The sequence below is a fragment of the Pseudomonas sp. CFII68 genome, from assembly GCF_000416195.1.
GTDB classification, from domain to species: domain Bacteria; phylum Pseudomonadota; class Gammaproteobacteria; order Pseudomonadales; family Pseudomonadaceae; genus Aquipseudomonas; species Aquipseudomonas kilonensis.
Genome location: NZ_ATLN01000126.1, coordinates 24,752 through 48,168 on the forward strand (window position 1 = coordinate 24,752; position 23,417 = coordinate 48,168).

Annotated in this window: 19 protein-coding genes and 1 riboswitch; of the genes, 14 read left to right on the forward strand and 5 right to left on the reverse strand. The window is 61.9% G+C overall.

The window, feature by feature from the left end:
• The 8 genes from CFII68_RS01100 (at position 1) to CFII68_RS01065 (ending at position 7,037) form a co-directional block, all read left to right on the forward strand.
• A complete protein-coding gene (locus CFII68_RS01100) occupies positions 1 to 654 on the forward strand; it encodes a phospholipid-binding protein MlaC (protein ID WP_018614019.1) in 654 nt (217 codons plus the stop codon).
• 8 nt (positions 655 to 662) lie between these two features.
• Positions 663 to 968 carry a lipid asymmetry maintenance protein MlaB gene (locus CFII68_RS01095; protein ID WP_018614021.1) on the forward strand — a complete coding sequence of 102 codons (306 nt, stop codon included), beginning with the start codon at positions 663 to 665 and terminating at the stop codon, positions 966 to 968.
• Between the two features lie 115 nt (positions 969 to 1,083).
• Positions 1,084 to 1,323 carry a BolA family protein gene (locus tag CFII68_RS01090; RefSeq protein ID WP_018614022.1) on the forward strand — a complete coding sequence of 80 codons (240 nt, stop codon included), beginning with the start codon at positions 1,084 to 1,086 and terminating at the stop codon, positions 1,321 to 1,323.
• Positions 1,324 to 1,345: 22 nt separating this feature from the next.
• A complete protein-coding gene (gene murA / locus CFII68_RS01085; RefSeq protein ID WP_018614024.1) occupies positions 1,346 to 2,611 on the forward strand; it encodes a UDP-N-acetylglucosamine 1-carboxyvinyltransferase in 1,266 nt (421 codons plus the stop codon).
• 129 nt (positions 2,612 to 2,740) lie between these two features.
• Positions 2,741 to 3,376 (forward strand): ATP phosphoribosyltransferase, encoded by a 636-nt coding sequence (hisG, locus tag CFII68_RS01080; RefSeq protein ID WP_003197870.1) that lies wholly within the window; start codon positions 2,741 to 2,743, stop codon positions 3,374 to 3,376.
• A gap of 123 nt (positions 3,377 to 3,499) precedes the next feature.
• Positions 3,500 to 4,837 carry a histidinol dehydrogenase gene (hisD, locus tag CFII68_RS01075; RefSeq protein ID WP_018614029.1) on the forward strand — a complete coding sequence of 446 codons (1,338 nt, stop codon included), beginning with the start codon at positions 3,500 to 3,502 and terminating at the stop codon, positions 4,835 to 4,837.
• Between the two features lies 1 nt (position 4,838).
• Positions 4,839 to 5,891, forward strand: a complete 1,053-nt coding sequence (gene hisC / locus CFII68_RS01070; protein WP_018614030.1) for a histidinol-phosphate transaminase — start codon at positions 4,839 to 4,841, stop codon at positions 5,889 to 5,891.
• Between the two features lie 330 nt (positions 5,892 to 6,221).
• Complete coding sequence (locus CFII68_RS01065; RefSeq protein ID WP_018614032.1) at positions 6,222 to 7,037, forward strand: M48 family metallopeptidase; 816 nt, start codon at positions 6,222 to 6,224, stop codon at positions 7,035 to 7,037.
• 126 nt (positions 7,038 to 7,163) lie between these two features.
• On the opposite strand, the gene CFII68_RS01060 is transcribed toward CFII68_RS01065, so the two are convergent.
• From CFII68_RS01060 to CFII68_RS01050, 3 genes are all read right to left on the reverse strand, one after another.
• Positions 7,164 to 7,748: a TMEM165/GDT1 family protein gene (locus tag CFII68_RS01060; RefSeq protein WP_018614034.1), complete on the reverse strand. Its 585-nt coding sequence runs from the start codon at positions 7,746 to 7,748 to the stop codon at positions 7,164 to 7,166.
• Positions 7,749 to 7,836: 88 nt separating this feature from the next.
• Positions 7,837 to 7,957, reverse strand: a riboswitch (yybP-ykoY riboswitch).
• 50 nt (positions 7,958 to 8,007) lie between these two features.
• A complete protein-coding gene (locus CFII68_RS01055; protein WP_018614037.1) occupies positions 8,008 to 9,006 on the reverse strand; it encodes a class I SAM-dependent methyltransferase in 999 nt (332 codons plus the stop codon).
• A 33-nt stretch (positions 9,007 to 9,039) separates the two neighbouring features.
• Positions 9,040 to 10,005 (reverse strand): 2-hydroxyacid dehydrogenase, encoded by a 966-nt coding sequence (locus CFII68_RS01050; protein ID WP_018614039.1) that lies wholly within the window; start codon positions 10,003 to 10,005, stop codon positions 9,040 to 9,042.
• Positions 10,006 to 10,212: 207 nt separating this feature from the next.
• Between CFII68_RS01050 and CFII68_RS01045 the strand changes: the two genes are divergently transcribed.
• The 6 genes from CFII68_RS01045 (at position 10,213) to CFII68_RS01020 (ending at position 20,087) form a co-directional block, all read left to right on the forward strand.
• Positions 10,213 to 10,842 carry a LysE family translocator gene (locus tag CFII68_RS01045; RefSeq protein ID WP_018614041.1) on the forward strand — a complete coding sequence of 210 codons (630 nt, stop codon included), beginning with the start codon at positions 10,213 to 10,215 and terminating at the stop codon, positions 10,840 to 10,842.
• A gap of 256 nt (positions 10,843 to 11,098) precedes the next feature.
• Complete coding sequence (locus tag CFII68_RS01040; RefSeq protein ID WP_018614043.1) at positions 11,099 to 12,781, forward strand: fatty acid--CoA ligase; 1,683 nt, start codon at positions 11,099 to 11,101, stop codon at positions 12,779 to 12,781.
• A 288-nt stretch (positions 12,782 to 13,069) separates the two neighbouring features.
• Positions 13,070 to 14,929 carry a DUF1302 domain-containing protein gene (locus CFII68_RS01035; RefSeq protein ID WP_018614045.1) on the forward strand — a complete coding sequence of 620 codons (1,860 nt, stop codon included), beginning with the start codon at positions 13,070 to 13,072 and terminating at the stop codon, positions 14,927 to 14,929.
• 25 nt (positions 14,930 to 14,954) lie between these two features.
• On the forward strand, positions 14,955 to 16,319 hold the full coding sequence (locus CFII68_RS01030) for a DUF1329 domain-containing protein (RefSeq protein WP_018614046.1): 1,365 nt from the start codon (positions 14,955 to 14,957) through the stop codon (positions 16,317 to 16,319).
• A 347-nt stretch (positions 16,320 to 16,666) separates the two neighbouring features.
• Positions 16,667 to 19,402: a LuxR C-terminal-related transcriptional regulator gene (locus CFII68_RS01025; RefSeq protein ID WP_018614048.1), complete on the forward strand. Its 2,736-nt coding sequence runs from the start codon at positions 16,667 to 16,669 to the stop codon at positions 19,400 to 19,402.
• Positions 19,403 to 19,586: 184 nt separating this feature from the next.
• A complete protein-coding gene (locus tag CFII68_RS01020; protein ID WP_018614050.1) occupies positions 19,587 to 20,087 on the forward strand; it encodes a methylated-DNA--[protein]-cysteine S-methyltransferase in 501 nt (166 codons plus the stop codon).
• Positions 20,088 to 20,206: 119 nt separating this feature from the next.
• Here CFII68_RS01020 and CFII68_RS01015 read toward each other — a convergent pair whose 3' ends face one another.
• On the reverse strand, positions 20,207 to 22,111 hold the full coding sequence (locus CFII68_RS01015; protein WP_018614052.1) for an alkaline phosphatase D family protein: 1,905 nt from the start codon (positions 22,109 to 22,111) through the stop codon (positions 20,207 to 20,209).
• 259 nt (positions 22,112 to 22,370) lie between these two features.
• Positions 22,371 to 23,366, reverse strand: a complete 996-nt coding sequence (locus CFII68_RS01010; RefSeq protein WP_018614054.1) for a TRAP transporter substrate-binding protein — start codon at positions 23,364 to 23,366, stop codon at positions 22,371 to 22,373.
• Positions 23,367 to 23,417: the final 51 nt, after the last annotated feature.

The window sequence follows — 23,417 nt, forward strand, 5'->3', positions numbered from 1 at the left end:
ATGATCTCTATCTTGCGACGTGGCCTGTTGGTGTTGCTCGCGGCGCTGCCGTTGATGGCTAACGCCGTGGCCGCGCCTTCGGCCCATGACATCATCCAGGACACGACAACCCGGCTGTTGGCGGACCTTGCCGCCAACAAAGAGCAATACAAGCAGGACCCCAGCGCGTTCTATGACGCACTGAACGGCATCGTCGGCCCCGTGGTCGACGCCGACGGCATCTCCAAGAGCATCATGACCGTCAAGTACTCGCGCAAGGCAACCCCGGCGCAGATGACCCGCTTCCAGGAGAACTTCAAGCGCAGCCTGATGCAGTTCTATGGCAATGCCTTGCTGGAGTACAACAACCAGGGCATCACCGTTTCTCCGGCCAAGGACGAAAGTGGCACCCGCACCAGCGTCGACATGCAGGTCAAGGGCAACAACGGCGCGATCTATCCTGTGTCCTACACACTCGAGAAAATCAACGACGAGTGGAAGGTGCGCAACGTGATCATCAATGGCATCAACATCGGCAAGCTGTTCCGCGATCAGTTCGCCGATGCCATGCAGCGCAATGGCAACGACCTGGACAAGACCATCAACGGTTGGGCCGGTGAAGTCGCCAAGGCCAAGGAAGTGACCGAAGAAGCCAAAGAGAAGCAGGCACAATGATCGAATCGGTGAGTGAGTCGGCCGTTCGTCTGGGTGAGGCTGGCGTGCTGATGCTCAGTGGCGTGCTGGATTACCGCACCGGTCCGGCCCTGCGCAAGCAGGGCCAGGCGCTGATCAAGTCCGTCAGTGCCGCCGAGGTGGTCATTGATTGCTCGGCGGTGCAGAAGTCCAGCAGCGTCGGGCTGTCGCTGCTGCTGTGCTTCATGCGGGACGCCAAGGCGGCCGGCAAAACGTGGAGCATCCGTGGGATGCCCGAAGACATGCGCGAAATAGCCCAGGTCAGCGAGCTGACCGAGCTGTTGGCGCACACCTGACCCACATCCTTGGAAAAGTCCCCCCGTCAGAGTCCTGCTTCGCGGGGTTCGCAGGCGCGGGGCTTTTTTGTATGATGTGCGACCCGCGCGCACAGGGCGCCGATTGAGGTTGAGCATGCAGGCTGTAGAAGTGAAGAGCTTCCTTGAAGGAAAGCTGCCTGGTACGAAGGTGGAAGTTGAAGGCGAAGGCTGCAACTTCCAGCTGAACGTGATCAGCGACGAACTGGCGACGTTGAGCCCAGTGAAGCGTCAGCAGAGCATCTATGCCCATTTGAACCCATGGATCGCCGATGGCAGCATCCACGCGGTCACGATGAAATTTTTCAGCAGCGCGGCCTGGGCCGAGCGCACCTGAGCCCAAGGGCCTCGAGATTCTTATGGATAAACTGATTATTACCGGCGGCGTTCGTCTTGATGGCGAAATCCGTATTTCCGGGGCAAAGAACTCCGCCCTGCCGATCCTGGCCGCGACCCTGCTGTGCGATGGTCCTGTGACCGTGGCCAACCTGCCGCACCTGCACGACATCACCACGATGATCGAGCTGTTCGGCCGCATGGGCATTGAGCCGGTGATCGACGAGAAGCTCAGCGTCGAGATCGACCCGCGCACCATCAAGACCCTGATCGCCCCGTACGAGCTGGTGAAGACCATGCGTGCGTCGATCCTGGTATTGGGCCCGATGGTTGCCCGTTTCGGTGAAGCCGAAGTTGCCTTGCCTGGCGGTTGCGCCATTGGCTCGCGGCCGGTGGACCTGCACATTCGCGGCCTGGAAGCCATGGGCGCGGTGATCGACGTCGAAGGCGGCTACATCAAGGCCAAGGCGCCGGAAGGCGGCTTGCGCGGCGCGCACTTCTTCTTCGATACCGTCAGCGTGACCGGGACCGAGAACATCATGATGGCCGCCGCACTGGCCAAGGGCCGCAGCGTGCTGCAAAACGCTGCGCGCGAGCCTGAAGTGGTCGACCTGGCGAACTTCCTGATCGCCATGGGCGCGAAGATCAGCGGCGCTGGCACCGACACCATCACCATCGACGGTGTTGAACGCCTGCATTCGGCCACCTACAAAGTGATGCCGGACCGGATCGAAACCGGCACCTATCTGGTCGCCGCTGCCGTCACCGGTGGTCGCGTCAAGGTCAAGGACACCGATCCGACCATCCTTGAAGCCGTCCTGGAAAAACTCAAGGAAGCCGGTGCCGAAGTCACCTGCGGCGAAGACTGGATCGAAGTGAACATGCACGGCAAGCGGCCAAAAGCCGTCAACGTGCGGACCGCTCCGTACCCGGCATTCCCGACCGACATGCAGGCGCAGTTCATCTCCCTCAACGCCATTGCCGAAGGCACCGGTGCTGTGATCGAGACGATCTTCGAAAACCGCTTCATGCACGTCTACGAGCTGCACCGCATGGGCGCCAAGATCCAGGTCGAAGGCAACACGGCCATCGTCACGGGTACCGAGAAGCTCAAGGGCGCGCCAGTGATGGCCACCGACCTGCGGGCCTCGGCCAGCCTGGTCATCTCGGCCCTGGTTGCCGAAGGCGATACCCTGATCGACCGCATCTACCACATCGACCGTGGCTACGAGTGCATCGAAGAAAAACTGCAGATGCTCGGCGCCAAGATCCGCCGCGTACCGGGCTAGTTCCGGCTGCATGGGCACAAGGATGTGCCCGTTGATTTCGTTTCAGGTCGAGGGTGTTTGCACCCTCGATGTGTGTCCGGCGCCGCTTGCGACCGGGCATGAGTACCTTGATAAGGACTGACGTTTCCCATGTTGACCATCGCACTGTCCAAGGGCCGCATCCTTGACGACACCTTGCCGCTTCTGGCTGAAGCGGGCATCGTGCCGACCGAGAATCCGGACAAGAGCCGCAAGCTGATCATCCCCACGACCCAGGCCGACGTGCGCTTGCTGATCGTGCGTGCCACCGATGTGCCGACCTACGTGGAACATGGCGCCGCCGACCTGGGCGTTGCCGGCAAGGACGTGCTGATGGAATACGGCGGCCAGGGCCTGTACGAGCCCCTGGACCTGCAGATCGCCCGCTGCAAGCTGATGACCGCCGGTAAAGTCGGCGCGCCGGAGCCCAAGGGGCGTTTGCGCGTGGCGACCAAGTTCGTCAACATTGCCAAGCGTTACTACGCCGAGCAGGGTCGTCAGGTCGACATCATCAAGTTGTACGGTTCGATGGAGCTGGCGCCGCTGATCGGCCTGGCGGACAAGATCATCGACGTGGTCGACACCGGCAACACCCTGCGGGCCAACGGTCTGGAACCCCAGGACTTCATCGCTGACATCACCTCCCGGCTGATCGTCAACAAGGCTTCGATGAAAATGCAGCACGCCCGTATCCAGGCTCTGATCGATACCCTGCGCAAGGCAGTGGAATCGCGACACCGCGGCTGATTCACCTGCGCGACCTTGAGTCGCGCCCGTCTATCCGTGTCATAGCCAATTTTCTCAGGTGCCCACGCGAATGGACTGGTAGCTTAGGGCGCCTGAGCATTTGCCATTAATGAGGCCCTCGCTATGACCGCTCCCACTTCGATTCGCCGACTCAACGCTGCCGATCCGGATTTCGCACATCATCTGGATCATCTGCTGAGCTGGGAAAGTGTGTCTGACGACTCGGTCAATCAGCGGGTGCTGGACATCATCAAGGCCGTGCGCGAGCGTGGCGATGCCGCCCTGGTGGAATTCACCCAGAAATTCGACGGCCTGCAAGTGGCGTCCATGGCCGACCTGATCCTGCCGCGCGAGCGCCTGGAACTGGCCCTGACCCGGATCACCGTGCCCCAGCGCGAAGCCCTGGAAAAGGCCGCCTCTCGGGTGCGTGATTATCACGAACGGCAGAAACAGGACTCCTGGAGCTATACCGAAGCCGACGGCACGGTGCTGGGCCAGAAAGTCACGCCGCTGGACCGCGCCGGCCTGTACGTGCCGGGCGGCAAGGCGTCCTATCCGTCCTCGGTGCTGATGAACGCCATCCCGGCCAAGGTCGCCGGCGTGACCGAAGTGGTCATGGTGGTCCCGACCCCGCGCGGTGAAATCAACGAACTGGTGCTGGCCGCCGCCTGCATCGCTGGCGTGGACCGGGTGTTCACCATCGGCGGTGCCCAGGCCGTGGCTGCGCTGGCTTATGGCACCGAAAGCGTGCCACGGGTCGACAAGGTGGTCGGGCCGGGCAACATCTATGTCGCCACCGCCAAGCGCCACGTGTTTGGTCAGGTCGGCATCGACATGATCGCCGGCCCGTCGGAAATCCTCGTGGTGTGCGACGGCCAGACCGACCCGGACTGGATCGCCATGGACCTGTTTTCCCAGGCCGAGCACGACGAAGACGCCCAGGCGATCCTGGTCAGCCCGGACGCCGAGTTCCTCGACAAAGTCGCCGCCAGCATCGACAAGCTGCTGCCGACCATGGACCGCGCCGAGATCATCAACACCTCGATCAACGGTCGTGGTGCGCTGATCAAGGTCCGCGACATGGAGCAGGCCATCGAAGTCGCCAACCGCATCGCGCCGGAACACCTGGAGTTGTCGGTCGCCGATCCGCAGGCCTGGTTGCCGCAGATCCGTCACGCCGGTGCGATCTTCATGGGGCGCCACACCAGTGAGGCCCTGGGCGATTACTGCGCAGGTCCCAACCACGTGTTGCCGACCTCCGGCACCGCGCGCTTCTCGTCGCCGCTGGGGGTGTATGACTTCCAGAAACGCTCGTCGATCATCTTCTGCTCCGAGCAGGGCGCATCCGAACTGGGCAAGACCGCTTCGGTGCTGGCCCGTGGCGAATCGCTGAGCGCCCACGCGCGCAGTGCCGAGTACCGCATTCTTGACGAGTCATCCATCGAAGGGCAGGGGAACTGAAATGAGTAAATTCTGGAGCCCGTTCGTCAAGAACCTGGTGCCCTACGTGCCGGGTGAACAGCCGAAGCTGACCCGGTTGGTCAAGCTCAACACCAACGAGAACCCCTACGGCCCATCGCCCAAGGCCCTGGCGGCGATGCAGACCGAGCTGAACGACAACCTGCGCCTGTATCCGGATCCCAACAGCGACCTGCTGAAAGGTGCCGTGGCCCGCTATTACGGCGTGCAGAGCAACCAGGTGTTCCTGGGTAACGGCTCGGATGAAGTGCTGGCGCACATCTTTCACGGTCTGTTGCAGCACGACCAGCCGCTGCTGTTCCCGGACATCAGCTACAGCTTCTATCCGGTGTATTGCGGGTTGTACGGCATTCAGTTCGATGCGGTGCCGCTGGATGCGCAATTCCAGATCGACCCGGCGGACTACGCCAAACCCAATGGCGGGATCATTTTCCCCAACCCGAACGCGCCGACCGGCTGCCTGCTGGCGCTGGAAGCGGTCGAGCAGATGCTCAAGGCCAGCCCGGATTCGGTGGTGGTGGTCGACGAGGCCTATATCGACTTTGGCGGCGAGACGGCCATCAGCCTGGTGGATCGCTATCCGAACCTGCTGGTGACCCAGACCTTGTCCAAGTCCCGCTCCCTGGCGGGGCTGCGCGTGGGCCTGGCGGTGGGCCATCCGGACCTGATCGAAGCGCTGGAGCGGATCAAGAACAGCTTCAACTCCTACCCGCTGGATCGCTTGGCGAATGTCGGCGGCGCGGCGGCGTTCGATGATCGCGAGCATTTCGACCGGACCTGCCAGTTGGTCATCGAGCACCGTGAATGGGTCGTGGCCCAACTGCAAGCCAAGGGCTTTGACGTGCTGCCCTCGGCGGCCAACTTCATCTTCGCCCGCCATCCCCGGCACGATGCGGCAGGATTGGCGGCGAAACTGCGGGAGCAGGGTGTGATCGTGCGGCACTTCAAGCAGGAGCGGATTGCCCAGTTCCTGCGGATCAGCATCGGTACACCGGAGCAGAACCAGGCCCTGATCGAAGCCCTCGGCGAACTCTAACCCCCTGCATTGAGCCTGTGGGGAGTCTGTGGGAGCAAAGCTTGCTCGCGATGGCGTAGTGTCAGTCACCTCAATGTTGGCTGGACTGACGCCATCGCGAGCAAGCTTTGCTCCCACAGTTGTTCTGCTGCATTCACAAATCGGCATCCTGCCGCCAATCCCCTGTGGGAGCGAGCCTGCTCGCGAAGGCGTAGTGTCAGTCACTTCAAGGTTGGCTGGCCGGGCGCTATCGCGAGCAATGCGAAAAAACTGTAATCCTTCGTTAGGTATCTGGCGCCGATACAAATCAAGGCCTAGGATACGCCCACGTTTCCAGGGAGCTTTTTTTACATGAACAAGACATTGATGGTGAGTGCTCTGAGCGCGGCTCTGCTGCTCACCGGTTGCCAGTCGGTCAATACCACCAGCGGCGGAGCCGTGGGCGTGGAGCGCAAGCAGTACATGTTCAGCATGCTGTCGACCGCTGAGGTCAACCAGATGTACGCCCAGTCCTATCAAAAGACGATGGGTGAGGCGAGCGCCCAGGGCGCGTTGGACAAGACCAGCAACGATGCCAAGCGCATCCAGGTCATTGCCGACCGCTTGATCGCCAAGGCGCCGGTGTTCCGCCCGGATTCGGCGCAGTGGAAATGGGAAGTGAACCTGATCAAGAGCGATGAGCTCAACGCCAACTGCGGTCCTGGCGGCAAGATCATGTTCTACACCGGTCTGATCGACCAGTTGAAGCTGACCGACGCTGAAATTGCCGCGATCATGGGCCACGAAATCGCCCACGCCCTGCGCGAGCACGGGCGCGAAGCGATGTCCAAGGCCTATGGCATCGAGATGGCCAAGCAGGGCGCTGGCGCCTTGTTCGGCCTGGGCCAGGACAGCCTGGCATTGGCCGACACCGTCGCCAACTACGGCATGACCTTGCCCAACAGCCGCGGCAACGAGAACGAAGCCGACCTGATCGGCCTCGAACTGGCCGCCCGCGCCGGCTACGACCCGAACGCGGCGATCACCTTGTGGAACAAGATGGCCAAGGCCTCGGAAGGCGCGCCACCGGAATTCATGAGCACCCACCCGTCGTCGAGCAGCCGTATCACTTCGTTGCAGGCGGCGATTCCGAAGGTGATGCCGCTTTATCAGCAGGCCAAGAAGTAAGCATCGCTGTGGGAGCAAAGCTTGCTCGCGACAGGGGCGACGCAGACGTTAATCAGACCGCGTCATCGTTTATCGCGAGCAAGCTATGCTCCCACAGTTATCCTATGCCCAAGGTGTGACGCAGCCTCAAACCCACCCACTACTCTGCATCGCCTTGTACACCGCCACGATCGCCAGGACGAAGAATGCCGAGGCGGCCAGGCGGCGGATCAGGGTCAGGGGCAGCTTCTCGGCGGCGAAATTGCCCGCCAGGACCACCGGCACGTTGGCAATCAACATGCCCACGGTGGTGCCGATGATCACCAACCACAACTCAGGGTATTGCGCGGCGAGCATCACCGTGGCGATCTGCGTCTTGTCGCCGATTTCCGCCAGGAAGAACGCAATCAACGTGGTCAGGAACGGGCCGAACTTGCGGGCCGTGTTCGCTTCCTCATCGTCCAGTTTGTCCGGGACCAGGGTCCACAGCGCCGTGGCCGTGAAGCTTGCCGCCAGTATCCAGTGCAAGACCGCGTTGGAGAAAAAGCCGCTGACCCAGACCCCCACTGCCCCGGCAGCGGCATGGTTGGCGAGCGTCGCAGCAACGATGCCGGCGATGATCGGCCAGGGTTTGCGAAAGCGAGCGGCCAGGATAAGCGCGAGCAATTGCGTCTTGTCGCCGATTTCGGCCAGCGCAACGATAGCGGTAGGTACCAGGAGTGAGTCCAGCATCAGGAATTCCTAAGGGGCGGGTCGACACGGCTATGACACGTACAGCCTTCCCGCCCCGGGTAAGGTGTGCGTGTCATAGGTCTTGTCAAACCCAGCGACCATCTGTGTGGACGCTTGGGCCGCATACGCCATGGTCTGCTGACCAAGTATGTTGACGTATGCCGGGCGAGCATGGCGCTCGCGGGAGACTACTCCCCTAGGACGGAGCGGATTCTGCCTAGGCAAATCCGATTGAGCAAGTGCTGTTACCTAAAAGATTTCAACCGCGCTTGGCCCGGTAGATGCGAAAGCCCTGGCCTTCGGCCTTGATGGCGCAGACGCCCAAATGCTCCTCGATCAGTGGCTGGTACTTGAGGAAGCTATTGGCAACCAGCCGCAGTTCGCCGCCGTTTTTCAGATGTTTGGCTGCTTTTCGCAACAGGTTTTCCGTGGCGTGGTAATCGGTGTGCACGCCGACATGGAACGGTGGGTTGCTCAGGATCGCGCTCAAGCCCATCGGCGCGGCGTCAATGCCGTCACCGGTCAGCACCTCGGCCTCCAGGCCGTTGGCGGCCAGGGTCAGGCGACTGCTGGCGGCGGCGAATGCGTCCACGTCCAACAGGGTGACGGTGTTGTGCGGATAGCGCCGCTTGACCACCGCCCCCAGCACCCCGGCACCGCAGCCGAAGTCCAGCAAATGCCCGCTGGGCAGTTTATCCAGATGTTCCAACAGCAGCGCACTGCCGCGGTCCAGGCGACCATGGCTGAACACCCCTGGCAGGCTGATGACCTTCAACGGGCCTTCGGCCAGGGGCAATTCGTAGGTCTGGGCCAGGCTTTCCAGGGGCTTGGCCTCGGGCGCGTTGGCGACGGTGACCTGCCACAGTTGGCAATGCCGCGCACTGTCGAGCTTGCGTGGCTTGCCGAACGGGTTGAGCTGCTTGGACGCCCCTTCGATGCCACTGCGTTTTTCCCCCACCAGGTACACCTCGCGCCCGGCCAGGCGCGCCGCCACGGCATTGAGGATGTAGTCGGTCAGGTCCTTGGCCTTGGGCAGGAACACCACGGCCGTGTCGAACCCACGCTCGGGTATGTTCACACCAAAGTGGCTGCGCTCAGGGAAGCGAGCGTCCAGCGCGGCCTGATCCCCAGCGTGCCAGCACCAGCCATGGGCCTCTGGCAAACGGCCGAGCAGGTCATCGGCGGGCAGGCCGGCCAGCAAGACCGAACCCTGGAATAACTCGGCCTGACGAAGCAGTACTTCACTGCGCGGATCCATGGTCTGCTCCTTGAAAAAAAGTGCGGCAGTTTATCAACTGACGACACGCCGCGCTGTACCGCTGAAAAAGCCCTGGGCGTTTTCGCTCATTTGCCCGACGATCCGTTGCCGCGCCTCGCGGCTGCCCCAGGCGTTGTGCGGTGTGACGATCAAGCGTGGAATATCGCCGGCCAGCAGCGGGTTGCCTTGGGCCGGCGGCTCCACGCTGAGCACGTCGGTGGCGGCGCCACCCAAATGACCGCTGCGCAGGGCTTCGGCCAAGGCCTGTTCGTCGATCAGGCCACCACGGGCGGTGTTGACCACGAACGTGCCGGGCTTGAGCTGCGACAGTTCGCGGGCGCCGATGAAGTGTCGGGTGTGCTCGTTGAGCGGGCAGTGCAGGGTCAGGGCATCGACTTGCGGCAACAATTGCTCCAGTGGCAAGCGGTCGGGGCGGGCTGGGCGCCCGGGGAGCTGCCCCAGCAGCACGCGCATGCCAAAGGCTTCGGCCAGCCGCCCGACGGCGCTGCCCAGCTCGCCATGGCCGAGCAAGCCCAGGGTCTTGCCTTCCAGTTCGACAATCGGATAGTCCAGCAGGCAAAACTGCGAAGCCTGCTGCCAGCGACCTTCACCTACTGCTTTTTGGTAATCGGCCAGGCGCGTCGCCAGGTTCAGCAACAGCATGATCGTGTGCTGGGCCACCGACGGCGTGCCGTAGCCCTGGCAATTGCACACCGTGATGCCGTGGCGGCGGGCGGCCGCCAGGTCGACATTGTTGGTGCCGGTGGCGCTGATCAGGATCAGCTTCAGGTCGGGGCTGGCCGCCATGGCCTGCGCATCGATCACGGCCTTGTTGGTGATCGCCACGGTGGCGCCCTCGAGCCGCTCGGCCACCTGGTCCGGCGTGGTCCGGGCGAACAGTTGCAGGTCGCTGAAGCAGTTGCGCAGCGGGCCCAGGTCCAGGTCGCCGAGGTCCAGGGAAGGGTGGTCGAGGAAAACTGCACGAGCGCTGTTCGTCATCAGCTGTACCTTTTATGTCAAGAACCGAAGGCGTAATGTGGCGAGCCTATCAGATGTCTGTGGGAGCAAAGCTTGCTCGCGACATCGACGATGCGGTCTCCCAGGAATCGAGTCGCCCGTTTCGCGAGCAAGCTTTGCTCCCACACAGCCCCCTCACTACACAGTTGATGTTTGTTTTGAGATTTGAGTTAGCCAAGGAGCTCCACCATGTACCTCACCGAATTCCTCACCGTCGCCCTGATCCACTTGTTGGCCGTTGCCAGCCCCGGGCCGGATTTTGCCGTGGTGGTGCGTGAAAGCGTGACCCATGGCCGGCGCGCCGGGACCTGGACGGCGCTGGGCGTCGGCACGGCGATTTTCCTGCACGTGGGGTATTCGCTGTTGGGTATCGGCCTGATCGTGTCGCAATCGATCGTGCTGTTCAACGCGCTGAAGTGGGCTGCCGCCGCGTACCTGCTGTACATCGGCTTCAAGGCACTGCGGGCGCAACCGGCCAAGCCCAGCGAGGACAACCTGCACAAGGAGGCCGGTGAGCGTACCCCTCGCGGCGCGTTCACCTCGGGCTTCGTCACCAATGGCCTGAACCCCAAGGCGACGCTGTTTTTCCTGTCGCTGTTCACCGTGGTGATCAACCCGCACACACCGTTGGCCGTCCAGGCCGGTTACGGCGTGTACCTGGCGGTTGCGACGGCCGCCTGGTTCTGCCTGGTGGCGCTGCTGTTCAGCCAGCAGCGGGTGCGCGCCGGTTTTGCGCGCATGGGCCACTGGTTCGACCGGACCATGGGCGCGGTGCTCGTCGCCATTGGGGTGAAGCTGGCGTTTACCGAGGCGCACTGATCCACCCTAAGCTCGCTTTGTGTAGGAGCTGCCGAAGGCTGCGATCTTTTGATTTTTTGTTTTTTCGCTCTGGATTCAATTGGCAGGGGAAAGATCGCAGCCTCGTTGCACTCGGCAGCTCCTACAGTCCTGGGCATGGCTCAAGGCTAGTATTGGCGCGCCGATCAAATCATTCCTTTGGCTGATTTGATCGGTGTATAAGCGCTCTAGAGTGCTAACTTCCAGCCAAGACCGTGCAGTCAGAAAAGGGACTCTTATGTTGCAGACTCGCGTTATTCCTCCAGCCGAAGGCGCTTATCAATACCCGCTGCTGATCAAGCGGCTGCTGATGTCCGGCACGCGTTACGAGAAAACCCGCGAGATCATCTACCGTGACCAGTTGCGCTACAGCTATCCGACGCTGATAGAGCGGGTCGCGCGCCTGGCCAATGTGTTGACCGAGGCGGGGGTCAAGGCCGGTGATACCGTGGCGGTGATGGACTGGGACAGCCATCGCTACCTGGAATGCATGTTCGCGATCCCGATGATCGGTGCGGTGATCCACACCATCAATGTGCGCCTGTCACCGGAACAGATCCTCTACACCATGAACCACGCCGAGGACCGCTTCGTGCTGGTCAACAGTGAGTTCGTCGGCTTGTACCAGGCGATTGCCGGGCACCTGACCACGGTGGACAAGACCCTGCTGCTGACCGACCTGCCGGAAAAAACCGCCGACCTGCCGAACCTGGTGGGTGAATACGAGCAACTGCTGGCCGCCGCCGCCCCCACCTACGACTTCCAGGATTTCGACGAAAACTCCGTCGCCACCACGTTCTATACCACTGGCACCACGGGCAACCCCAAGGGCGTGTACTTCACCCATCGGCAACTGGTGCTGCACACCATGGGCGTGGCGACCATCATGGGGTCCATCGACAGCGTGCGGCTGCTGGGCACCAACGACGTGTACATGCCCATCACGCCGATGTTCCATGTCCACGCCTGGGGCCTGCCCTATGTCGCGACCATGCTCGGGCTCAAGCAGGTTTACCCGGGTCGCTACGATCCCGAATTCCTGGTCCAGCTGTGGCGCAAGGAAAAGGTCACCTTTTCCCATTGTGTGCCAACCATCCTGCAAATGGTCCTCAACGCCAAGGGCACCCAGGGCACCGATTTCGGCGGCTGGAAAATCGTCATCGGCGGCAGCGCCCTGAACCGCAGCCTGTACGAAGCGGCCAAGGCCCGGGGCATCCAGCTCACTGCCGCCTATGGCATGTCGGAAACCGGCCCGCTGGTGTCCTGCGCCCACCTCAACGATGAACTGATGGCCGGTAGCGAAGACGAACGCACCACATACCGGATCAAGGCCGGCGTGCCGGGCCCACTGGTGGAGGCGGCAATCGTTGACACCGAGGGACGTTTCCTGCCGGCCGACGGCGAGACCCAGGGCGAACTGGTACTGCGCGCGCCGTGGCTCACCGAGGGCTATTTCAACGAGCCGCAGAAGGGCGCCGAGCTCTGGGCTGGCGGCTGGCTGCACACCGGTGACGTCGCCACGCTCGATAACATGGGCTTCATCGACATCCGTGACCGCATCAAGGATGTGATCAAGACCGGTGGCGAATGGATCTCTTCCCTGGACCTGGAAGACCTCATCAGCCGTCACGTGGCGGTACGCGAAGTAGCAGTGGTCGGCATTCCCGATCCGCAGTGGGGCGAGCGGCCGTTTGCCTTGCTGGTGATTCGCGAAGGGCATCAGCTCGGGGCTCGCGAACTCAAGGAACACCTCAAGCCGTTCGTCGAGCTGGGGCACTTGAGCAAGTGGGCGATCCCGAGCCAGATCGCCCTTGTTACGGAAATTCCCAAGACCAGCGTCGGCAAGCTCGACAAGAAGCGCATCCGCGTCGACATCACCGAATGGCAGAGCAACAACAGCACCTTCCTGTCCACGCTTTAGGCCTTTTTGCCGTGCCCGAAAGGGCACGGCAGCCCCACCAAGCAAGCGCTTGCCTTGTCAAACCGAAAATTTCAGCCATCCTTGCCGTGCCGGCATCTGTCGGTCTGGCGAAAGGACTGTTCCAGAGTGGTTGAGGGCTGCAAATCACACTTTAGAGGGATCAAGCCGTACTACCTGCTGGCTATAGTCCGCTCATGGGATTTTCGGAATGGGACGTACGTGCCAGCACGGCGAAGAGTTTCTGGAAATGTCCACTGCCATAACAATAAAACACATGGAGTTGCGTCGATGACCTCAGCAAACACTTTCTGGCGCCGGGCAAAACTGCCTCTGGCCGTCAGTCTTGCCTCCTCGCTCGCCGGCCCGGCATTCGGCGTCAGCTTCAACATCGGTGAAATCGAAGGCCAGTTCGACTCGTCCCTGTCGGTGGGGGCGAGCTGGTCCACGGCCAATGCCAACAAGGACCTGATCGGTGTCAACAATGGCGGCAAGGGCTTGTCGCAGACCTCCGATGACGGGCACTTGAACTTCAAGCGAGGGGAAACCTTCTCGAAGATCTTCAAGGGCATCCACGACCTGGAACTGAAGTACGGCGATACCGGCGTGTTTGTGCGCGGCAAGTACTGGTACGACTTTGAACTCAAGGACGAAAGCCGCCTGTACAAGGACATCAGCGATAACAATCGCAAGGAAGGCGCCCAGTCCTCCGGCGGGCAGATTCTCGATGCATTCGTCTACCACAACTACGCCATTGCCGATCAGCCGGGCTCGGTTCGCCTGGGCAAGCAGGTGGTCAGCTGGGGTGAAAGTACCTTCATCCAGGGCGGCATCAACTCCATCAACCCCGTCGACGTGTCCGCATTCCGTCGCCCGGGTGCCGAGGTCAAGGAAGGCTTGATCCCGGTCAACATGTTCTATGTGTCCCAGAGCCTGACCGATAATTTGTCGGCTGAAGCGTTCTATCAACTGGAGTGGGACCAGACGGTTGTCGATAACTGCGGTACGTTCTTCTCCCAGCCGGATGTTATTGCCGATGGCTGTACGGATAATCTGCGGGTGTTGAATAAACGTTCCACTATTCCTGGCGCATTCTTGCCGGCCCTGGCGGCGCGAGGTGTCGATATCAACGAAGAAGGCGTGCTGGTACGTCGTGGCCCGGACCGCGATGCCCGCGACAGCGGCCAGTGGGGCGCATCGTTGAAGTACATGTTCGAACCGCTGGACACTGAGTTCGGTGCCTACTTCATGAACTACCACAGCCGTGCGCCGATCTTCAGTGCCACCGGAGCCCCTCAATCGGTCTACGACATCGCGCCTGGCTTTGGTCAATTGGCACCGCTGATCGTAGCGGGCAACTCCAACTATTTTGTTGAATACCCGGAAGACATTCGACTCTACGGTCTGAGCTTTTCCACCACACTGCCTACCGGTACGGCGTGGAGCGGTGAATTGAGCTATCGCCCAAATGCACCGGTGCAATTGAGCACCACCGATATCCTGTTCGCCGGCGTTCGCCCGCTCGGTGGTACTACGTTGGGCAATGCTTCGCTGCTCCCGGGTGTGCCAGGCCAGGATCTGCATGGTTATCGCCGCAAGGAAATCACTCAGTTCCAGACCACCTTCACTCACTTCCTGGATCAGGTCATGGGCGCCAGTCGCCTCACACTGGTAGGTGAAGTCGGCGTGACTCATGTTGGAGGCTTGGAAAGCAAGTCGGACGTTCGCTACGGTCGTGACCCTGTCTTTGGTCCGGGTCAACTGCCCGGCGGAGCCTGTAACAGGCTCAACGGCTCTACCGCCGCAGGCGGCGGCCAGACCATCAACGACGTGAACAGCAACTGCAACAACGACGGCTTCACTACCTCCACTTCCTGGGGCTACCGCGCTCGCGCGATCTGGGAATACCCGGACGTCTTCGCCGGTGTGAACCTCAAGCCTAACGTGGCCTGGTCCCATGACGTCAAAGGCTACTCGCCAGGCCCTGGCGGCAACTTCGAAGAAGGCCGCAAAGCCGTCAGCCTCGGGCTGGATGCCGAGTACCAGAACACCTACAACGCCAGCCTGGCCTACACCAACTTCTTTGGTGGCGACTTCAGCACCGTGGATGATCGCGACTTCCTGGCGCTCAGCGTCGGCGTGACCTTCTAAGCACCGTATTTCAGGACGACACACTATGAAAATAACAAAGAATCTGTTGCAGGTCGGTGCTTTGGGGCTGTCCCTGTTGGCGGCCAGTGTCATGGCGGCGGTGCCTGCCGCCGAGGCCGACAAACTGGGCAAGAGCCTGACGCCGATGGGCGCCGAAATGGCTGGCAATGCCGACGGCTCCATCTCGGCCTGGAAACCCATGGCCAAGAACGCCGGTGCCGTGGACAGCAAGGGCTTCCTTGCCGACCCATTCCCGAGCGAAAAACCGCTGTTCACCATCACCGCGCAGAACGTCGAGCAGTACAAAGCCAAACTCGCCCCGGGCCAATACGCGATGTTCAAGCGCTACCCGGAAACCTTCAAGATGCCGGTCTATCCGACCCATCGCGGTGCCACCGTGCCGGACGAGGTGTTCGCCTCCATCAAGAAAAACGCGGTCAACACCAAGTTGGTCTCCGGCGGCAACGGCCTGGAGAACTTCGAGACGGCCGTGCCGTTCCCGATTCCCCAGAGCGGCGTGGAAGTCATCTGGAACCACATCACCCGCTATCGCGGCGGCAGCGTGACGCGCCTGGTCACCCAGGCCACCCCGCAGCCAAACGGTTCGTACAGCCTGGTGTATTTCCGCGACCAGTTCGTGTTCCGCGACAAGATGAAGGATTTCGATCCGGCCAACCCTGGCAACATCCTGTTCTACTTCAAGCAGCAAGTGACCGCTCCAGCGCGACTGGCCGGTGGCGTGCTGCTGGTGCACGAAACCCTCGACCAGGTGAAGGAACCGCGTTCGGCGTGGGTCTACAACGCCGGCCAGCGCCGTGTGCGCCGTGCCCCGCAAGTGTCCTATGACGGCCCGGGTACCGCTGCCGATGGCCTGCGTACTTCCGACAACCTGGACATGTACAACGGTGCGCCGGACCGCTACGACTGGAAGCTGGAAGGCAAGAAAGAGCTGTATATCGCCTCCAACAGCTACAAGATCGATTCGCCGCAACTCAAGTACGCCGACATCATCAAGGCCGGCCACATCAACCAGGATCTGGCCCGCTACGAGCTGCGTCGTGTCTGGCATGTGACCGCGACCCTGAAGGAAGGCCAACGCCATATCTACGCCAAGCGTGACTTCTACATCGACGAAGACACCTGGCAAGCCGCAGTGATCGACCACTACGATGGCCGTGGCCAACTGTGGCGCGTGGCCGAGGCCCATGCCGAGAACTACTACGACAAGCAAGTGCCGTGGTATGCCCTGGAAACTCTCTACGACCTGCAGTCCGGCCGCTACCTGGCACTGGGCATGAAGAACGAAGAGAAATCGGCCTACGACTTCGGCTTCACCGCCACCACCGCCGATTTCACCCCGAACGCACTGCGTCAGGAAGGCATCCGCTAAACTGCTTTACCCGAGGCCGCATCCTCGAAGAAACGCCCCGACTGGTTCGGGGCTTTTTTTTGACCAACACAAAACCCCTGTGGCGAGGGGATTTATCCCCGCTGGGCTGCGAAGCAGCCCCAAAAAGCTTGAAGACAATCCGACTGATGCTCCGAAGTAGATGGCTGAGGGGTTGCTCCGCAACCCAGCGGGGATAAATCCCCTCGCCACAAAAGCGGCGCCTTCAAGGGCCATCGGCGTGTAGTCTTTTTGTAGCCATTTGTAGCACTCCCTTCAATACCTCCTCGTTTACCGCTAGTCTGCGGACATCTGCAACGCCGCCACCCGCATTCCAACAAGAGCCGGCCATGACTGATTTGTCTTCACTTCCGGATTCTGCCCGCGCTGCCATCGCGGTACAGGACGGGCGTTTCTACCGCCCGCCCTTGCCCGACGGCCATGTTGTGCGGCCGCGGTTGTGCGAGCGTTTGAGCGCCGGGCTTGGGGGCAGGTTGCTGTTGGTCAGTGCCCCGGCGGGGTTCGGTAAAAGCTCCCTGGCGGTGGAGTTCTGCCAGAGCCTGCCGGCCCATTGGCAAAGCCTGTGGCTGGGGCTCAGCGCCCGGGACAACGATCCGGGGCGCTTCCTGGAACGGCTGCTCGAAGGGCTCCAGGCGTTTTTCCCGCAATTGGGCGGCAGGGCACTGGGGCTGCTGAAAATGCGCCAGCGCCATCAACCCTTTGCCTTCGAAGAATGGCTCGACGGCCTGCTGGACGAACTGTCCACGCACTTATCGCCTCGCGCACCCTTGCTGCTGGTCCTTGACGATTACCACCTGGCCCAAAGCCCGGTGCTGGATCGCTGCCTGCAATTTTTCCTCAATCACCTGCCCGACGGGTTGCTGGTACTCGTCACCAGCCGCCAGCGCCCGGACTGGCATCTGGCGCGCTTGCGCCTGTCGCGGCAATTGCTCGAACTCAATGAGCAGGACCTGCGCCTGACCCATGACGAAGCCTTGACCCTGCTCCAGCATCACAGCAGTTCGTTGCGCGGTGAGGCGCTGGAAAACCTCATCCTGCGCAGCGAAGGTTGGGTGGCCGGGCTGCGTTTCTGGTTGCTGGCCGCCTCCGAAGCCGGTACCGAAGGCCTGCTGCCCCAGGCCCTGCACGGCGGCGAAGGGCTGATTCGCGATTACCTGCTCGAAGAAGTCATCGACTGCCTGCCCGCCGAGGTGCAGGCGTTCCTCTACGACACGGCCCCCCAGGAACGCTTTTGCAGCGAACTGTGCGACGCCGTGCGCGAAGCCCATGACAGCGCCGAGATCCTGCGTTACCTGGCGGCCCACCAGGTGTTCCTGGTGCCGCTGGACGAGCACGGCCATTGGTACCGCTACCACCACCTGTTTTCCGACCTGTTGCGCAGTCGCCCCAGCGCGCCGGCCATGGTCCCGGCCGCGACCCTGCACCTGCGGGCCTGTCGCTGGTTCAACGCCCAGGGGCTGATCGACGAAGCCGTGGAACAGGCCCTGCGGGCGGGGCACCTGGACGTGGCGGCGAATCTGGTGCAGAACCTCTCGGAGGAGCAACTGCTGGCCGAGCAGAACGTCGGCATGTTGCTGCGCTGGAAAATGGACTTGCCCGACAGTCTGCTCATCAGTACCCCGCGGCTGATCGTGCTCTACAGCTGGGCGTTGGGGCTGGCCTGCCAGCTGGACGCTGCCGAAGAGCTGGCGGCGCACTTGAGTCGTTTCCTGCCGGCCCCCTCGGCCACCGCGCAAAAATCCATGCTCGCCCAATGGCTGGCCCTGAGCGGGATCGTCGCCCGTGGTCGGGGGGATCGCGAGGCCACCGTGCGGTATTGCAGCGAAGCTTTGGAGAGCCTGCCGCAAAAGCGCTACGGCCAGCGCCTGATGTGCCTGTCCACGTTGTCTAACCTGGCGATTGCCGACGGCGACCTGTGGCGCGCCCGGAACCTGAACCGTGACTCCCTGGAGCTGGCGCAGCGGGTCGGCAATCCACTGTTCGAGGCCCTGGCCCATTACGATCGTGCCCGGGTTCTGCAGGCGCGGGGTGAGATCCTGCGGGCGCTGGATGAAGTGCACCAGGGCCTGCAACGGTTGCACACGCTGTCGCCCCAGCGGCTTTATGCGGTGCGGGCGCGGTTGATCATGTACGAAGGTTTCCTGCTGACCTTGCGCATGCAGCCCCAGGCCGGCGTCGCGCGGTTGCAGGCGGGCCTCACCGAGGCCCGCGCCTGCCGCGACATCAGCGTGCTGATCGGCCATTGCGTGATCGCGCGTGTCGAAGGCTATCGCGGCGAATTCGCCCGGGCGTTCGCCGAACTGGCGGAAGCCGAACGCCTGATGCACATCTGGGACGTTCCGCCGATCTACTACCTGGCGATGATCACCCTGGTTAAATGCGAACTCTGGCTGGCCCAGGGCCGCACCGACCTGGCCGAAGCCTGGCTGGCCCGCTTGGGCCAGACCTACACCGGCGAACGGGCCGCCGCGCCGCCCGAGTTTCACCCGCAACTGCCACTGCATGTCGAACTGCAACAGGCGGTGCTGGAATCCATCCGGGGTCAACCGATGCTCGCCGAAGGTCGGCTCAATGCCTTGCTGGAACACGGTCAGCAAAGCGGCCGGCAGATGCTCAGCGTGATGGCGCTCAACCAGAAAGTCGCCTTGCTGCTGAGTGTCGGGCGCGAGCCCGAAGCCCGTCGCACCCTGGCCCAGGCTTTCGAAGCCGCCAGCGGCGGGGTTTTGCAGCCTTTCGAATGGTTGTTTGGTGAGCACCGTGAATGGTTGCGCGAACAGCTTCTGCACGCACCACCCAGCACCTTGCGTGAACATCTGCTCGAACGCCTGCCCTCGACGGTAGCCCAGCCTGCCGACCCAACGGCGCCCGTCGAAACCCTCAGCAGTCGCGAACGGGCGGTGTTGCAGTTGATTGCCCAAGGCTGCTCGAACCAGGAGATCAGCGAGCAATTGTTTATCTCGCTGCACACCGTCAAGACCCACGCCAGCCACATCAACAGCAAACTCGGCGTCGAGCGCCGCACCCAAGCGGTGGCGCGGGCGAAGGCGCTGGGGTTGTTGGGCTGAGCGGGGCTCACTTGTGTCGAGGCGCTTTTTGTGGCGAGGGGATTTATCCCCGCTGGGGTGCGAAGCGCCCCTGAAACCTGACACTAAGGTGTGTCAGGCTGATTATTGGGGGCTGCTGCGCAGCCCAGCGGGGATAAATCCCCTCGCCACAAAAAGCAGTCTGAGCCAGTAAAGGAATCCCTCGATGTTGCCTCTGTACAAAACCATCCAATCCCCCGTCGGCCAACTGATCCTCGTTGCCCGGAAGACACGGCTGGCGGCCATCCTTTGGGAAAACGAGCGGCTCAATCGGGTGCGCCTGGGGCCTTTGGAGGAGGACACCCAGCATCCGCTCCTCAAGGAAACCGAGCGTCAGTTGCTGGAATACTTCGCCGGCCAGCGCCGTCGTTTCGAGCTGGAGCTGGATTTCGCGGGCACTGATTTCCAGATACGGGTCTGGCACGCCCTGTTGACCATCCCCTTCGGAGAAACCCGCAGCTACCGCGACATCGCCGTCCAGATCGGCCAACCGACAGCGGTCCGGGCGGTCGGCGCCGCCAATGGCCGCAACCCCATCTCGATCATCGCCCCGTGCCACCGCGTCATCGGCAGCTCCGGCAGCCTCACCGGCTTCGCTGGCGGCCTGGCGGCGAAACAGTTGCTGCTCAGCCTTGAAGGTCAGCAGAGCCTGCAATTGGCGTTCTGAGCCTATTTCACGCCTCTATCCTTTGTGGGAGCGGGCTTGCTCGCGAAAGCGGAGTGTCAGGCAACTTATTTGGCGACTGATACACCGCTTTCGCGAGCAAGCCCGCTCCCACACTGTTTTCAGGCTGGTGGGGATTTGGGCGGCAGCATCCGCGTCGGCGGTTGGCCGTTGGCGTTGTGCTGGAATATCTGCGCAGGCTGGCCCTGTTCATTGAAGAACACCTGGCCAATGCCCGCGCTGTTCCACAGCCGCTCACCGGCCTCGGCGTGTTCCGGGGTGTGGGGGACGATGCGCATGCTGCGGCGCTTGGTGAACCAGTTCAGGGGCGAGCGCGGCGAGTAGAGCCAGCGGTTCAGGCGGTCGAACCATTCCAGCAGCGCAGGGGGAAACTCATTCTTGATGCCGCTGCTGGTGATCTGCCAGATGCGCGGGCCGCCCTTGCGGTGTGGGATCAATACTTCGTAAACGAAGGAATAATGCACATCCCCGGACAGCACCACGTAATTACCCGGCGTACGCGAATGGCGGAAAATGTTCAGGATTACCTGGGCAGCGCCGCGATGGGCCATCCAGTTTTCCGCGTCCACCAGCAGCGGATAACCGCACCAACTGAACAGCCGCTGCACAGTCTCGATCAGCTTCACACCGAAGATCGGCGCCGGTGAGACGATGATCGCCGACGGGTGATCCAGCAACTCTTGCTGCAATTCGCTCAGGGCTTCCCAATCCAGCAGGCCGGAAGGCTGCTTGAGGGTCGTCTCGCTGCGCCAGCGCCGGGTACGGGTGTCGAGTACCACCAGGGCCGGGGTGCTCGGCAGCACATAATGCCAGCGCTGGAAAGCCAGCAGGGTGTCGATCAGTTTGTCCTGTGGCTCACTGTCGAGGTAGCGGTCTCGGGCGGTGTCGCTCAGGGCCAAGGTTTGCGCGAGCACGTCAGCAAAGGCATCCGGGTTGTTGCCCCAGCCCTGGCAGAGCATGTAGGCGATCAACGCGTTGCCGATGATGCGCTTGGAGAACGGATGACCGTAGGCCGTTTCCTCCCACTGCGCGGACAAATTCCAGTCATCGGTAATGTCGTGGTCATCGAAAATCATCAGGCACGACAAATGCGCAAACACCCGCGCCACGCCGCTCAGCCCGGTCTTGAACGCATCGATGCGCTGCTGTTCCAGGTCGTAGCGTTGGCGCCGTTCGACGGTCAGTTCGGGCGGCTGCACCGCGATCAGCGTCCAGGGCACCGGTGACCACACCAGCAGGTACATCGCCATGACCTCGGCGAAGGTCACCAAGTGATTGTCGGCGCTGCTGCTGGTGAAAATCGGCTTGCGGGCCCCGCCGAAAAAACGCTCGCGCAGGGTTTCGTTGCTCTCAAGTGCCGGTAACAAATCGGCACGATGGTAATAACTGGCCGGGTGTTGATAGAGCTTGGCGCTGTCCGCCACCACGGCACCGTCCAGGCATTCCTCGAACAGCCCCAAGCGTTCGATCAGCGCATGAATCGCCCGCAACATGGGGCCGGCGACGTCATCGGCATAGACCTGATCGCCGCTCATCATCAGTAATGCCGGGCGTTGCGTCGGGTTTTGCGCCAGCAGTCGGTCGACACAAAGCAGGCCGTCGTTGGCTGGGTAATGGGGTTTTCGGCAGGAGCCGTGGACCAGTTGCTCGATGCGCGAGTGCAACATGAAATTCGGGCACGGTACGCCGTCATACAACAGGTGCGGCGCCCACTCGGCAATGGGTGCGCCGTCCACCAGCAGGTCGTAGTCGATCGCCACGTCCTGGGGCAAGGGGGTGTCGAGCCGCACATCGATCAGATGCACAAACGCCCGCTGCCCCACCGGCACCACGGTGCAGTGCGACGCATCCAGCGCCAGATCGCCCACGCCGGCCACGCGCAGCGTCAACGCCAATGCTCGCGTACCCACCAGCCACATCACCAGTCGCGTGGGCTCCAGCCGCCGCAATAGCGGGCCGACCAGGACGGGGGGCAGGGTGGTGACATCGGGAGTGGACGGCAGCATTCGGGGATAAAAGCTCTGTTCAGGGAGAGGCGGGGGATCATAACGCAATGTGCCGGGTTGCTGGGGACGGTAGATTGACTGGCAAGGAAGCTTGCGCCCGCTGAGCCTGCGGACGCTGTGTAGGAGCTGTGTAGGAGCTGTCGAGTGCAACGAGGCTGCGATCTTTCCCCAGACACTTGAGTCTCAAGCGAAAAATCAAAAGATCGCAGCCTTTGGCAGCTCCTACAGGCCCAGTGGGACCTTGTTGGGCCTGGTTACATTATTGGGCCTTGTTGGAAGCCTCAGCCGCCTTGATCAGATCCGGCCCGATCTCCTGTTCGAACTTCGCCCAGACCGGCTTCATTTTTTCGCGCCAGGCATTACGTTCCTCCGGTGTGAGGGTAACGATCTCGGTGGTCTTGGCGTCCAGCACATGCTGCTTGTCCTGCTGGTTGAAGCGCTCCGCTTCCTGGTTGGCATGGGCGGTGGATTCGACCACGATCTTGTCCAGTTCACTGCGGATATCCGGCGGCAGGCCGTTCCAGAAGTCCGATGTGGTGATCAGCATGTAGTCGAGTATGCCGTGGTTGGACTCGGTGACGTATTTCTGCACCTCATTGAGCTTCTGGTTGTAGAAGTTCGAATAGGTGTTTTCCGTGCCGTGGACCAAGCCGGTGCGCAGCCCCTGGTACACCACCGAGAAAATCATCGGTTTGGCTTTGGCGTCCACCGCCTTGAACTGTTCCTCCAGCACTGCGGAGTTCTGTATCCGGAACGTCAGGCCACGGGTATCTTCAGGCTGGCGCAGGGGCTTGTTGGCCGACAGATGCTTCATGCCGTTGTGCCAATAGGCCAGGCCCATGATGTTCTTGCTTTCCATGGACTTGAGCAGCTTCTGGCCCTCGGGGCTGCGCTGAAAACGGTCCACGGCGGCGATGTCGTTGAACAGGAAGGGCAAGTCGAACAACTGCACCGACTTGGTGTACTGATCGAACTTGGCCAGCGACCGCGCAATGATCTGCACTTCCCCGAGGAGCAAGGCTTCCAGCTCCTTGTCATCGCCATACAGCGTGGAGTTGGGGTACACCTCCACCTTCACCTTGCCCGGCAGCCGCTCTTCCGCCAGCTTCTTGAACATCAACGCGCCCTGGCCCTTGGGCGTTTGTTCGCCTACGACGTGGGAGAATTTGATGACGATCGGCTCAGCCGCCATGACCATGCCCCACGCCCCGAAAGCCAGGGTGCAGGCGAGCGCTTTCCATACAGTTTTTAGCATTGCAAGGCGTCCCTTTCAGTGTCCAAAGGCACAGGGCCGACAGGGCGGCCC